Raw genomic sequence first — 13,751 nt, forward strand, 5'->3', positions numbered from 1 at the left:
GTCCGGGCTAAACCCGGACGGGATACATTCTATCATATTCTATAACCCAGTGCTATATGTGTATTCAGATTATACTTCCTTATAGTCACCATCAACTACATCATCTGCTCCAGCTCCTGCATTAGGATCCTGGTAAGCTCCCTGTGCTCCCATATCAGGACCTGCTCCCTGTGCTCCAGCCTGTGCCTGAGCCTGTTCATACATCTTTGAGAATACTTTCTGTGAGCTTTCCATTAATTTTTCTTTTCCATTCTTTAAGCTTTCAATCTGAGCATCTGTGATGTTCTGGTCATCTGTAATTTCAGCAATTACAGCCTTTAATGCATCGATGTCAGCCTGAACTGCTGCCTTATCATTTGCATCAATCTTATCACCAACTTCATTCAAAGCATTTTCTGTCTGGAATACCATTGAATCAGCTTCATTCTTAGCATCAATGCCTTCCTTACGTTTCTTATCCTGTGCTTCAAATTCAGCAGCTTCTTTTACAGCCTTATCGATATCTTCATCAGACATATTTGAACCTGCTGTAATTGTAATGTGCTGTTCTTTTCCTGTTCCTAAATCCTTAGCTGAAACATTTACGATACCATTTGCATCAATATCAAATGTAACTTCAATCTGTGGAACACCTCTCTTTGCTGGTGGGATTCCATCAAGTCTGAACTGTCCAAGGCTCTTGTTATCTCTTGCGAACTGTCTTTCACCCTGTACTACGTTGATATCAACGGCTGTCTGGTTATCTGTTGCTGTTGAGAATGTCTGGCTCTTCTTTGTAGGAATTGTTGTATTTCTTTCAATTAATCTTGTTGCGATACCACCCATTGTTTCAATTGATAATGAAAGTGGAGTAACATCAAGAAGTAAGATTTCGCCTGCGCCTGCATCACCTGCAAGTTTACCACCCTGAATTGATGCACCGATTGCTACACATTCATCAGGATTCAAACTCTTAGATGGTTCATGACCTGTAAGCTGTTTAACCTTATCCTGTACTGCAGGGATTCTTGTTGAACCACCAACTAATAATACCTTTCCAAGTTCAGCTGCTGTAATTCCGGCATCTCTTAATGCATTCTGTACAGGAACTGCTGTTCTTTCAACTAATGCTCTTGTTAATTCATCAAATTTAGCTCTTGTAAGAGTTAAATCAAAATGCTGTGGTCCTTCAGCTGTTACTGTAATGTAAGGGATGTTAATGTTTGTCTGTGTTGCTGAAGAAAGTTCCTTCTTAGCTTTTTCTGCTGCTTCTTTAATTCTCTGAAGTGCCATCTTATCTGTTGTAAGGTCTACACCTGTCTTTGTCTTGAAGTCAGAAATCATATAATTTGTAATTGCTTCATCAAAGTCATCACCACCAAGTCTGTTATCACCTGAAGTTGATAATACTTCGATTACACCATCACCAATTTCGATAATAGATACATCAAATGTACCACCACCTAAATCGTATACCATAATCTTCTGTTCTTTTTCATTATCAAGACCATAAGCTAATGCTGCAGCTGTTGGCTCGTTGATAATTCTCTTTACATCAAGTCCTGCAATCTTACCTGCATCTTTTGTTGCCTGTCTCTGTGCATCATTGAAGTAAGCAGGTACTGTAATAACAGCTTCTGATACCTTTTCACCTAAGTAAGCTTCAGCATCACCTTTTAACTTCTGAAGAATCATTGCTGAAATTTCCTGTGGTGTATATTTCTTATCATCAATTGCTACTTTGTAATCTGTTCCCATATGTCTCTTAATTGAAGAGATTGTCTTGTCAGCGTTTGTAACTGCCTGACGTTTAGCTGTTTCACCAACTAATCTTTCACCTGATTTTGCAAATGCTACTACTGATGGAGTTGTTCTAACACCTTCTGCATTTGTAATAACTGTAGGTTTTCCACCTTCCATAACTGCTACACATGAATTTGTAGTTCCTAAGTCAATACCAATAATCTTTCCCATGATATATTTCCTCCTAAATTGATAATTTTCTTATTTCTCGGTTTTCCGAGTTCAAATATATGTTAAATAATTTCTTATTTGTAAAATTAATTAGCTACCTTAACCATGCTATGTCTTATAACACTGTCTCTATATTTATAGCCTTTCTGGAATTCCTCAACAACAACATTTTCTTCTAATTCGTCATTGTCTTCATGCATTACTGCATTGTGTAATTCCGGATCAAACTGTTGGCCTTTAGCTTCAATGACTGTAACTCCCATTTCTTCAAATGCTGTCATCAACTGCTTATATATTAAATTCATTCCCTGACCTGTTGGTGATTTTTGTTCTTCTTCTGATAATGCTGCGATACCTCTTTCAAAGTTATCCACAATCGGAAGAAGTTTTTCAATAATTGATCTTGCACCAACTTCAAACATTGCTGATTTTTCTTTTTCGCTACGGTTTCTATAGTTTTGGAATTCAGCCATAAGTCTTTGATGTTTATCAGTTAACTCTTCTATCTGCTGGTCTTTCTTATCTTTCTTTCCAAATATTTTTTTCTTTTCTTTTTTGTCTGAAGAATTTTTATCTTCTGCTTCTTTTTTGTCTTTATCTTCTTTAGTATCTTCTGTTGTTTCTTTTTCAGTTTCTACTGTTTCATTTGTATCTTCTACTGTTTCTTCTTCAGTTTCAGATTTTTCTACCTTTTCTTCTTCAGGCATATCGTTAATATTCTTTTCCATTGGACCTTCCTTTCTATTCGTCTTCCTTCTTGAAAGCATCGCTTAACTGGCCCTTAACTGTTCTTAATGTCTCTACAACTTTCTCATAATCCATTCGCTTCGGACCTATAACTCCGATGGTACCTTTAATGCCATCTTCTAATTCATAAGTTGCTGTTACAACACTACAATCCTTCATTCCTTCTACCGGAGTTTCTTCACCGATATAAACCTGAATTCCTGTTTCATTATCATTTACCAAATTGGTTAATGGCTTCTTTTCTTCAAATGTTGAAAGCAACAAACTTGCATTCTCGTTACTGCTTAATTCAGGATACTTCAAAATATTCGTTGCACCTGATGTATAAATCTTCATCTGTGCTTCTGATGCAATGGCTTCTGTAATTGCCTGTAACACATCTGTTACTAATTCTTTATGTTCACCTGCATTAGATGTAAGTGTTGAAATAACAGCTATGTTAATCTGCTCAACTGCTAATCCTGCAAGACTTGTATTGAGTGCCACATTAAGTCTCAAAACCATTTCTTCATTAATCTGGTCTTTAACTTTTATAATCTTGTTTACTACTCTGTTTCTTCCCGAAACAACAATACATAAAATCTGATTGTCATCCATAAGTGACAACTGAATGAATTTTATCTTATCTTCGTTATCCCTTGATGTTGAAATCATTGTTGCATAATTAGTATTGGTTGCAAGCATCTTCGCCATATTCTGAAGAAGGGTTTCAACCTTATCAACCTTTTCAAATAAAAGGTTTTCTCTTTCAGTTACTTTCTTTTCTCTGTTGTCTAATTCCTGAACTTTTTCTTTCATTAAATCGTCAACATAAAGTCTGTAACCTTTATCTGTAGGAATTCGTCCTGCTGATGTATGAGGCTGAACTATATATCCCATCTCTTCTAAGTCAGCCATCTCATTACGAATGGTTGCTGAACTTAAGTTAAGATCTGTATACTTAGAAATGGTTCTTGAACCAACGGGCTCGCCTGTTTCCAAATAGTTACGAATGACTGCCTGTAATATTTTTACTTTTCTCTCTGTCAGTTCCATATTCCATCTCCTTTCTACTTTATTAGCACTCGTTAGTTTTGAGTGCTAACATCTTTCATAAATTAAAATAGCACCCACCATATTATTTGTCAACATTTTTGCAAAAAAAATTATAGAAACTTTTGTAAATAATTTGTGAACATAGAAAAATAGCACAAACCTTAAGGATGTATATAATATCGAAAGAACGCTTTCGCTGCTTGCAATTAAAAATGTATATAATATCGAAAGAACGCTTTCGCTGCTTGCCACTCGTAGCAGTTCTAATGTTCCACCATATGGTCTGACATTAGAACCTTCGGTTCTAGTCATTCCATATGATGGAACATTGAACCGACGGCGGCAAATGCTCTTTCGGTATTATATACATCTATCTGGTTTGTGCTATGATTTTTATTAGTATTAAATAGAATATTTTCCATATTATAATAAAAACTCTGATAATACTACATTGCTTACATCAATTCCTCTTTCGGTAAGTTTTATATTGTCGTTTTCGGTTTTCAATAATTTCTCCTGTGTGAGTTTTTCTAAGACATTACCGTATACGTTTTCTATTTTCTTATTAAAAAGTGTTTCAAATTTAGTTTTGTTTACTCCTTCCATCATTCTAAGGCCTAAAAACATAAATTCTTCCATCTGATCATTTTTAGAGAGTCTTTCAATATTTTTATGAATTGAACCCAATCTGTTATAACCAGTATCAAAGTCTGTATCATTATCACTTTCCTTTTGATAAATTTTTTCTTTGAATACAGATTCATCTTCTCTTGATTGTTGATTATTATTTTCAAATTCATAATCATTTTCATCTTCAAATAAATAATCCATCATTTCTTCACTACCATATTGAAAAGCTGTCATTTCATCCATATTATCTTCGCAATTGTATATTTCATTTATGAAAGCAATGTACTTATTTAAATCTGAAATATTATTATATCGTTCATTTTCTAATAAAGAAGCTGCTCCTGTTCCAAAGCCAATATAATTTTTTCTCTGCCAATATCCTACGTTATGTCTGCATTCCATGCCTTCTTTACTATAATTTGATATTTCATATCTGTGATATCCATTTTCTTCTAAGATATTCTTTGTCATGTAATACATTTCACGCTCAGTATCTTCATCAGGAAGTATATCCTTTCCCTGCAATGCTGCTTCATTTACCCTGTCATACATTATCGTGCCCTCTTCTACTATAAGGCTATACGCCGATATGTGCTCTGGATTCAAGGCAACTACCTTTTCTAGAGTTTCTTTATATGATGAAATCGTTTGTCCCGGAAGTGCACTCATTAAGTCAATGTTAATATTGTCAAATCCACATTCCCTTGCTATTCGATAATTATCCAAAAACTCCTGCCATGTGTGTATTCTTCCAATGCTTTTTAATTCATCATCATTTGCTGACTGAAGTCCTATGCTTAATCTGTTCACTCCGGTTTTCTTGTAAACTTCTAATTTTTCTCTTGTCAAAGTGCCCGGATTACATTCTATCGTTATTTCTGTATTTTCATTTATATTTGCATATTTTTTTACTGCATTCATTATGCATTCAAATAAATGTGATTCCAATATAGAAGGGGTTCCTCCTCCAAAAAAGATTGAATCTACTTCATATCCATTCAAAATATTTTTTGACAATTCAATTTCTTTTATTAACGCATCCACATACTCCTCTTTAGTTTTGCAATCTGCCCTGTCGGAGAGAAAATCACAATAATCACATTTTTTTACGCAAAACGGAATATGGATATATATTTCTAAATGTTTGCTCATTTTTACCTCTCTTTTCAACTAATAAGGTCCCTCTGCCTGCTGCAAAGAGACCTTTTATATTAATCTTCGTCCAATTTGAGTACTGCCATAAATGCTTCCTGTGGTATTTCAACGTTACCAACCTGACGCATTCTCTTCTTTCCTTCTTTCTGTTTTTCAAGAAGTTTTTTCTTACGTGAAATATCGCCACCATAACATTTAGCTAAAACATCTTTTCGCATTGCCTTAACTGTTTCTCTCGCAATTACTTTACTTCCAACTGCTGCCTGAATTGGAATTTCAAATAACTGACGTGGTATTTCATTTTTAAGTTTCTCGCACATTTTTCTGCCTCGTTCATATGCTGTAACATCCGGAACTATAAATGAAAGTGCATCCACTTCTTCCTTATTAATAAGAATATCAAGTTTAACTAACTTAGCTGCTTCATATCCTTTCAATTCATAATCAAATGACGCATATCCTCTTGAGCGGGATTTAAGTGCATCAAAGAAATCATATATTATTTCATTTAACGGAATATCGTATTCGAGTAATGCTCTTGAACCTTCTACATATTCCATTCCTATATATGTTCCTCTTCTTTGCTGACATAATTCCATAATAGCACCGATAAATTCAGTTGTTACCATTATTTCCGCATGAACAATAGGTTCTTCCATATGCTCAATTTCACTTGGGTCAGGCAAATTAGAAGGATTTGTAAGTTCTATAACACTTCCATCATTTTTATATATTTTGTAAATAACACTAGGTGCAGTTGTAACTAAATCAAGATTGTACTCACGCTCAAGTCTTTCCTGTACAATTTCCAAATGAAGCAATCCTAAAAATCCGCATCTGAAGCCAAATCCTAATGCAAGTGATGTTTCAGGTTCATACTGCAAAGCTGCATCATTTAACTGTAATTTTTCAAGAGCATCTCTTAAATCAGGATATTTTGCTCCATCTGCCGGATAAAGTCCACAGTAAACCATAGGATTAACTTTTTTGTATCCGGGAAGTGGTTCTGCACAAGGATTATCTGCATTAGTAATAGTGTCACCTACTCGCGTATCTTTTACGTTTTTGATGCTGGCTGTAATATATCCAACCATGCCTGCACTAAGTTCATCACATGGAATAAACTGTCCTGCTCCAAAATATCCTACTTCAACTACATTTGCTGTTGCTCCCGTAGCCATCATTTTTATATTCATACCTGCTTTTACAACACCATGTTTTAAACGGCAAAAAACAATAACTCCCTTATACGCATCATATAAGCTGTCAAATATTAATGCCTGAAGTGGTGCGTCAACATCTCCCTGTGGTGCCGGTATTTTTTCCACTATCTGTTCTAATACTTCTTCTATATTTAATCCTGTTTTTGCTGAAATAAGTGGTGCATCATGAGCTTCAAGTCCGATTACATCTTCTATTTCATTTATAACTCTTTCAGGATCTGCACTAGGCAAATCTATCTTGTTGATAACAGGGAATACTTCCAAGTCATGATCAAGTGCCATATAAACATTTGCCAAAGTCTGTGCTTCTACACCCTGTGCTGCATCGACAACAAGGATTGCACCATCACATGCTGCAAGGCTTCGTGATACTTCATAGTTAAAATCGACATGTCCCGGTGTATCGATAAGGTTAAAAATGTATTCTTCTCCATCTTTTGCCTTATATACCGTTCTTACTGCCTGTGACTTAATCGTTATTCCACGTTCTCTCTCTAGTTCCATATTATCAAGAACCTGTGCCTGCATTTCTCTGCTTGTTAACAATCCTGTTTTTTCAATAATTCTATCTGCCAAAGTTGACTTTCCATGGTCAATATGGGCAATAATGCAAAAGTTTCTTATTTTACTCTGATCAATGTGAGCCACTGTTGTTCCTCCATGTTGTTTTATATTGGTTTCTTGTTTAATTATGTTCTATTTTAAATATAATGCATACTTTTCCACACTAACGCTCATTATAGCATATTATAAAACTATTTTCCATCGTGTTATTTCAGATAAACTATGTAATGAGGTTGGTAATTTTGAGTCAAGATATATATACGAAACACATGACGAATATGTTGTTCTTCATTTAGTTTCCCAGAACAACGGGATTACTTTTATTCCTGATAAATTTTATATGTCGAGACCTTACAATAATTTAAAAGCCACCTCATGCAACAATAGTATTCTTTAACGTAGAAAAGGTAAATAATCAAATATCTACTAAAAAAATATACTATCATAAGCATATAGTGGCTTTTAATCTATAACTTGTGGCATTACATAATTTTACTTATTCAAAATCGTAAACCATTCCCCACTGATTTCTAACTGAAGTAAGAGTTTCCATTACATCTCTTACGATCTGAAGATTTTCCTGTCCTGAATTATTATTAATATATTCTTCCATATCCATAACTTCATATTGAAGTGCTTTTTTCGTATCACCTTCGTCTATAACCTCAGTATGTCCGTCAGCAGTATATGTAATTGTTGCTTTTTGAGCTCTTGGATATTCATCTATCTGTATATATCCCTTTTCTCCTGAAATAACACCTCTTTTTGGTTGTTTTGCTCTCATTGTAAGTGCAATAACAGACATTTGCCCATCATTATTTTTTAAAATAATTCCACTTGTTTCATCAACTCCTGTTTCAAAATAATTTGCAGTAGTAAGAATAACATTTGGTTTGCTTTCCATAAAATATCTGGCAAATGATACTGCATATACTCCTATATCAAGCAATGCCCCACCTGCTAATGATTTTGAGAAAAATCTGTTATTTACATCATATTCCTTGCAGCTTCCAAAATTAACCTGCACCATTTTTACCTTTCCTATTTCACCATCTTCTATCATTTTCTTTATCTTCTTATATAAAGGCATGTGAAGAAGTGTCACGCCATCACATATAACTAAATTATTTTTCTTTGCCACCTTGACGCATTCTTCTAACTGTCTGCTGTTTACCGTAATTGCCTTTTCACAAAATACATGCTTTCCTGACTTTAATGATTTAAGCATCATTTCATAATGCATATTGTGTGGAGTCGCAATGTATACTATATGAATATTCTTATCTGATAGCATTTCATCTAAATCATTATATGCATGTTCTATTTTATATTCTTTGGCAAAATTTTCAGCCTTCTCAAGCGAACTTCCACACACTCCATAAACAGTTCCATCTACTGCCCACAAAGCCTCTGCCATTTCACTGCCAATCCATCCTGTACCAACTATTCCCCAGTTTAAATTACTCATGATTATCCTCCTAACTTAATATCCACATTTTTCAAATTGCTTTTGTATAACACCACAATCTTTTAATCTATTACACGAATGCCACTTTCTCCTGCAATTAATGCTTTTGACACTATATTATAAAATAATGATGTTTCTACTATGCCTGTTATGTGCTTTAATTTTTCATCTAATGCTTTTACATCCTGCCCTTTTTCAAAGTACGCATTCATAAGATAGTTTCCGTCATCACTTACTAAAGTTCCCATTTTCATTTCTGTTGAACGTTCTTCTACTTTTGCTCCCATTTCTTCTAATTTAGATTTAACATATTCTTTTGCACTTTTTATTACTTCCACTGCAACTGCATGTTCAAATGTTAACTCATCTGAATATTTTTCTTCATCCGCTAATATCACATAATCTTTTGCCATAACAGCTACTATTTTTTCTCTTGTAAAAATTCCGCCATCAGTCTTTAACGCATTAAGATTTTTGTCAATCTCATTGCATCCGTCAAACGCAATATCAATTTGTTTAACAAATTCTAACGGTAATACTTCTATTCCTGCTTTGACACATAAATTCATTGTATCTTCGCTAGGTGTAACTGCTTTAACTTTCTTATTTCCATTTTTTAGTTCTTCAATAAGAAAAGCTATTGTTCTTCCTCCACCAAGTCCTATAACCATTCCATCTTTAATCATTTCATAAGCTGCTTTTGCACATTTTTGTTTCATTTTATAATTCCTCCTGTTAATATGTATTGCCCCCTCCCTTCGGTCGGCGGCTATTCGTCGGAAACATTTATAGAAAATGAACTTCGTTCATTTTGTTTCCTCCTCTTATAATTTTTCATCTGCCATAAGATTTTCACATTTGCTTAATCTTTCATAACTTTTCTGCTGTCCTACTGTTAAAAACAAATATAGAATTTCTATAATTGTTGTTGCTGATACTCTTGAGAAATAAAACTCATTTAAGAATAATTTTTCTCTGGTAGCCGTCTGTATATGATAGTCTACCGTCTTTGCAATAGTCGAATCGGGATTATTTGTAATGCCAATGGTTGTTGCTCCATTTTCCTTTGCGGCCTCAACCATTTTCTGAACCTGCTTCGACTCTCCTGTGTTAGAAATTGCAATTAACACATCTTGCTCTTTTAAAGTCATAGAAAATGATAATTGAGTTTCCCATATGCTTCCTGCCATAGAGCGGATTCCAATTTCATTAAACTTATATGCGCCATCTAAAGCTACAGGAATCGTATTTCCTACTGCAACAAACTGTACAATTCCCGCATTCTGTATGCTTTCAAGAATCTTATCAAATTCTTTTGTATCTATTAACGAAATGGTCTGCTTCATTTCTTCTATTTTATTTGCCAAAATATTTTGTAATGACTGTCCGATATCTTCTCTTGTAATATCATTAGAAACCGGTATGTTGTTATCACCTTCAACAATTTCTCTAACCAGTGCAATCTTTAAATGGTGAAATCCGTCCACGTCACACTTTTTACAAAATCGTGAAACACTTGCTACACTTGTTCCACTATTCTTAGCTAATTCTGAAATTGTCATATTTACAACTTCTTTATAATTGCTAAGTATGTAATTTCCTATCTTTTTTTCCTGTTCAAAAAACGAGTCATATAATCTGTTTATATTTTCAATTACCGAAATATTTTTTTTCATCTTATTCCCTTTCGTGAAAATCATTTTCATATCTTTATAATACATAATAATTATTTTCACGTCAATGTCTTTTATGAAAATTATTTTCTTGATTTCTTTTCTTATGAAAGATTTATTTTCCTACCACGTTTATTAATTTTTGTAAGACTAAAATCCACTTTGCCCACTTTAAAATGGGAATAATTTTTTCACTTCACATTTATTAATTTTTTAATAAATATTTTGACCTAATTAAATTTTTATTTTATGATTTATTTTAGATGTGATGAAAGTATCATAATATGCCTCAGAACTTGTAACATCTATGCCTTTATCACTATCATTTAAGTATTCGATTATTTTTATTATGAATTGGAGCATTATATATGATTATTTGTAAAAATAGAGAACTAAAGACCAAAACTAAACTTGTTATTTTTGATATGGACGGGCTGCTTTTTGATACGGAAAAGTTGTTTATGGAAACTCAGGCTCCTATATTAGAAAAATACGGTTATAAACAAAGAAAAGAAAATTATGTAAAAACATTAGGTATTGCCGGAGAGAATCTCAAACGTACTCTTTATGATATTTACGGTTCTGATTATCCTGATGAGATAATCTCTAGCGAGACCCGAAAACAGGTGAATTATATAATTGAAAAAAACGGAGTTCAGATTAAGCCCGGAATAAAAGAGCTTTTGCAGGCTCTATTTGCCGCAAACATTCCATGTGTAGTTGCTTCATCCACTAAAACTGAAATTGTATTAAAATATTTAAAGCGTGCAGGAATTGATAAATATTTTAGTTTCGTTATTGGTGGTGACAAAGTTAACGAATCTAAACCAAACCCTGAAATTTTTCTTAAAGCATGGAAATCAGTAGATGTTTCCTTAGAAGCTGCTCTTATATTGGAGGATTCTGAAAATGGTTTATTAGCTTCAAAGAATGCAAATATTCCTTCTATTTGCATACCTGACTTAAAATATCCTGAACCTGAGTACGAATCCATTCCCGCATATATTGTAGAAACGGGATTAGATGTTATTGATATTTTGGGAATTTAAATGAGTTTTATTTTTGTAAATTAATTAACTTTTTTTATTTTTGAGTTTTAAATAACTTTACTTGGAGAATTTGACCAACTTTATTATTAAACTTTAAATAACTTTTATTTCGGAGAATTTAAACAGCTTTATAACTCAGATATGAAATTTTTGTTCACTTTAATTTAAAACAAAAACCACATCTTTACCTATTTTCTTTTAGTTAACTTTAAAAATAGTATATCTGATGTGGTTTTTATATTTCTAAATCTTATTTATATTTTTTAATCTGTTCACTTAAAAATTCAGGATCTTCAAAATAATCAATCTTCATTGCATGTTTAACTTCGCTTAAAGTCTGTGCTGCTCTTTCCTGTGCAACTTCTGTTCCTTTTTTAAGGATTTCGTATACACCTTCGATGTCTTTTTCGTATTCTTTTCTACGTGCTCTGATTGGAGAAAGTTCTTCCTGGATAACATTGTTAAGGAACTTCTTAACCTTAACATCCCCAAGTCCACCTCTCTGATAATGAGCTTTTAATTCATCAAGGTTTGCATATTCAGGAAGATATTCTGCAAAATGTCCTTCATTTGAAAATGCATCCAAATATGTGAATACTGTATTTCCTTCAATCTTACCCGGATCTTCGATACGGATATGATCAGGGTCTGTAAACATAGACATTACTTTCTTCTTAACTTCCTTCTCATCTTCTGAAAGATAGATACAATTTCCAAGAGACTTACTCATCTTAGCCTTTCCATCAATTCCCGGAAGTCTTAAGCATGCCTTATTATCAGGAAGGAGAATCTGTGGTTCTACAAGTGTCTCCCCGTATACTGAGTTAAACTTGTGAACAATCTCTCTTGTCTGTTCAAGCATAGGCATCTGGTCCTCTCCTACAGGAACTGTTGTTGCCTTAAATGCTGTAATATCTGAAGCCTGACTGATTGGATATGTGAAAAATCCAGTAGGAATACTTGTTTCGAAATTACGCATCTGAATTTCTGATTTTACAGTAGGATTTCTCTGCAATCTAGATACTGTAACCAAATTCATATAATAAAATGTTAATTCTGTTAATTCTGTAACTGCTGACTGCACAAATATATTAGACTTAGCAGGGTCAATTCCTACTGACAAATAATCAAGTGCAACTTCCATGATATTGTCTCTGATTTTTGCAGGATTATCTGCATTATCCGTTAAAGCCTGTGCATCTGCAATCATGATAAAAATATCATCGAATTCACCTGAGTTCTGTAACTCTACTCGTCTTTTTAATGAACCTACATAATGTCCTACATGAAGTTTTCCTGTTGGACGGTCACCTGTTAAAATAATTTTTCCCATAACTACTATTTCCTATCTTCTATATCATTTTAATTTTATAAATTACTGTTTTTCCTCAAACACTAACATTTTCACATTATACCACAAATACTCTTTATGGGAAAGTTTGTAAAATATATTTTCATTTTGATTGATAAATTAATTTTTATGATTAAAATAAAGATAATAAAACAAAATGTGTATTATAATAAATTTGTTATCAGGATATCTCCTTAATAACCTGATATGTTATAAAATAATTTTACTCGTACGATGTAACAAAGGAGCGTGTTTATATATGAATAGAAAAAATATTAATGGAAAAACAGTTTCTTTTTCAAGGACTGAGCAGGTACATGTAATAAAGCCATGTGATTTAAATGGTGGCGGTCGTTTATTTGGTGGAGCATTACTTTCCATGCTTGATGAAATTGCCGGAATTGTTGCAAAGCGCCATTCCGGTTGCAATAATGTAACAACTGCTGCAATCGACCATTTAGACTTTAAAGATGGAGCCTATGTAAATGATTTGCTGGTAATTATCGGTTATGTAACATATACCGGAAACACTTCAATGGAAGTTCGCATAGATACTTATGTTGAAAATAATGAAGGAATGCGTCACCCTATTAACAGAGCTTTCTTTGTAATGGTTGCAATGGGCGCTAATAACAGACCAACAAAAGTTCCACCGCTTATCATTGAAAATGAATTTCAGCAGGCCGAGTGGGACTGTGCCCTTAAACGAAAAGAAAACCGAATCAAGATGAAGAATGATTTTTAATTTCATTCACATATGCAATATATTTTTCTCTTTAAATTTATAATTGCATTCAAATAAAATATATTTCACTTAATTAAATTAATTTATTTTTCACTTGACAATTTTTTATTTTCTGTTCCATCCCATTATTAAAGGCTCTCTTTTCTCAAACACTATAT

The 13,751-nt window shown here is 33.3% G+C and carries 11 protein-coding genes; 2 read left to right on the forward strand and 9 right to left on the reverse strand.

The window, feature by feature from the left end; translation table 11 throughout:
* Positions 1-69: 69 nt before the first annotated feature.
* The 8 genes from dnaK to ABMA45_RS07365 all read right to left on the reverse strand — a co-directional run bounded on the left by dnaK (position 70) and on the right by ABMA45_RS07365 (position 10,451).
* Positions 70-1,953: a molecular chaperone DnaK gene (gene dnaK / locus ABMA45_RS07330; RefSeq protein ID WP_022089238.1), complete on the reverse strand. Its 1,884-nt coding sequence runs from the start codon at positions 1,951-1,953 to the stop codon at positions 70-72.
* Positions 1,954-2,039: 86 nt separating this feature from the next.
* On the reverse strand, positions 2,040-2,681 hold the full coding sequence (gene grpE, locus ABMA45_RS07335) for a nucleotide exchange factor GrpE (protein WP_022089239.1): 642 nt from the start codon (positions 2,679-2,681) through the stop codon (positions 2,040-2,042).
* Between the two features lie 13 nt (positions 2,682-2,694).
* A complete protein-coding gene (gene hrcA, locus ABMA45_RS07340) occupies positions 2,695-3,735 on the reverse strand; it encodes a heat-inducible transcriptional repressor HrcA (RefSeq protein ID WP_022089240.1) in 1,041 nt (346 codons plus the stop codon).
* 423 nt (positions 3,736-4,158) lie between these two features.
* Positions 4,159-5,517 (reverse strand): radical SAM family heme chaperone HemW, encoded by a 1,359-nt coding sequence (gene hemW / locus ABMA45_RS07345; RefSeq protein WP_022089241.1) that lies wholly within the window; start codon positions 5,515-5,517, stop codon positions 4,159-4,161.
* 59 nt (positions 5,518-5,576) lie between these two features.
* Positions 5,577-7,391, reverse strand: coding sequence for a translation elongation factor 4 (gene lepA, locus ABMA45_RS07350; protein WP_022089242.1), 1,815 nt, complete (start codon positions 7,389-7,391; stop codon positions 5,577-5,579).
* Positions 7,392-7,803: 412 nt separating this feature from the next.
* Positions 7,804-8,775, reverse strand: a complete 972-nt coding sequence (locus ABMA45_RS07355) for a Gfo/Idh/MocA family protein (RefSeq protein WP_022089243.1) — start codon at positions 8,773-8,775, stop codon at positions 7,804-7,806.
* 62 nt (positions 8,776-8,837) lie between these two features.
* Positions 8,838-9,494 carry a ribose 5-phosphate isomerase A gene (rpiA, locus tag ABMA45_RS07360; protein ID WP_022089244.1) on the reverse strand — a complete coding sequence of 219 codons (657 nt, stop codon included), beginning with the start codon at positions 9,492-9,494 and terminating at the stop codon, positions 8,838-8,840.
* Positions 9,495-9,599: 105 nt separating this feature from the next.
* Entirely contained in the window at positions 9,600-10,451 is an 852-nt protein-coding gene (locus tag ABMA45_RS07365; protein ID WP_022089245.1) for a MurR/RpiR family transcriptional regulator, read from the reverse strand.
* Positions 10,452-10,816: 365 nt separating this feature from the next.
* On the opposite strand from ABMA45_RS07365, the gene ABMA45_RS07370 reads away from it, so the two are divergent.
* Positions 10,817-11,497, forward strand: a complete 681-nt coding sequence (locus tag ABMA45_RS07370) for an HAD family hydrolase (RefSeq protein WP_022089246.1) — start codon at positions 10,817-10,819, stop codon at positions 11,495-11,497.
* Positions 11,498-11,747: 250 nt separating this feature from the next.
* Here the strand turns inward: ABMA45_RS07370 and trpS are convergent, their stop codons facing one another.
* Positions 11,748-12,830, reverse strand: coding sequence for a tryptophan--tRNA ligase (trpS, locus tag ABMA45_RS07375; RefSeq protein ID WP_022089247.1), 1,083 nt, complete (start codon positions 12,828-12,830; stop codon positions 11,748-11,750).
* A gap of 277 nt (positions 12,831-13,107) precedes the next feature.
* Between trpS and ABMA45_RS07380 the strand changes: the two genes are divergently transcribed.
* On the forward strand, positions 13,108-13,593 hold the full coding sequence (locus ABMA45_RS07380; protein WP_022089248.1) for an acyl-CoA thioesterase: 486 nt from the start codon (positions 13,108-13,110) through the stop codon (positions 13,591-13,593).
* The last annotated feature ends 158 nt before the right edge of the window (positions 13,594-13,751 follow it).

The sequence above is a fragment of the Eubacterium sp. CAG:156 genome (genome assembly GCF_000434315.1).
GTDB lineage: Bacteria > Bacillota > Clostridia > Lachnospirales > Lachnospiraceae > Eubacterium_U > Eubacterium_U album.

Excerpts from the sequence above, each read along its gene's own strand:
- dnaK (WP_022089238.1), bottom strand. The coding sequence starts at position 1,953 with ATGGGAAAGATTATTGGTATTGACTTAGGAACTACAAATTCATGTGTA.
- grpE (WP_022089239.1), bottom strand. The coding sequence starts at position 2,681 with ATGGAAAAGAATATTAACGATATGCCTGAAGAAGAAAAGGTAGAAAAA.
- hrcA (WP_022089240.1), bottom strand. The coding sequence starts at position 3,735 with ATGGAACTGACAGAGAGAAAAGTAAAAATATTACAGGCAGTCATTCGT.
- hemW (WP_022089241.1), bottom strand. The coding sequence starts at position 5,517 with ATGAGCAAACATTTAGAAATATATATCCATATTCCGTTTTGCGTAAAA.
- ABMA45_RS07355 (WP_022089243.1), bottom strand. The coding sequence starts at position 8,775 with ATGAGTAATTTAAACTGGGGAATAGTTGGTACAGGATGGATTGGCAGT.
- rpiA (WP_022089244.1), bottom strand. The coding sequence starts at position 9,494 with ATGAAACAAAAATGTGCAAAAGCAGCTTATGAAATGATTAAAGATGGA.
- ABMA45_RS07365 (WP_022089245.1), bottom strand. The coding sequence starts at position 10,451 with ATGAAAAAAAATATTTCGGTAATTGAAAATATAAACAGATTATATGAC.
- ABMA45_RS07370 (WP_022089246.1), top strand. The coding sequence starts at position 10,817 with ATGATTATTTGTAAAAATAGAGAACTAAAGACCAAAACTAAACTTGTT.
- trpS (WP_022089247.1), bottom strand. The coding sequence starts at position 12,830 with ATGGGAAAAATTATTTTAACAGGTGACCGTCCAACAGGAAAACTTCAT.
- ABMA45_RS07380 (WP_022089248.1), top strand. The coding sequence starts at position 13,108 with ATGAATAGAAAAAATATTAATGGAAAAACAGTTTCTTTTTCAAGGACT.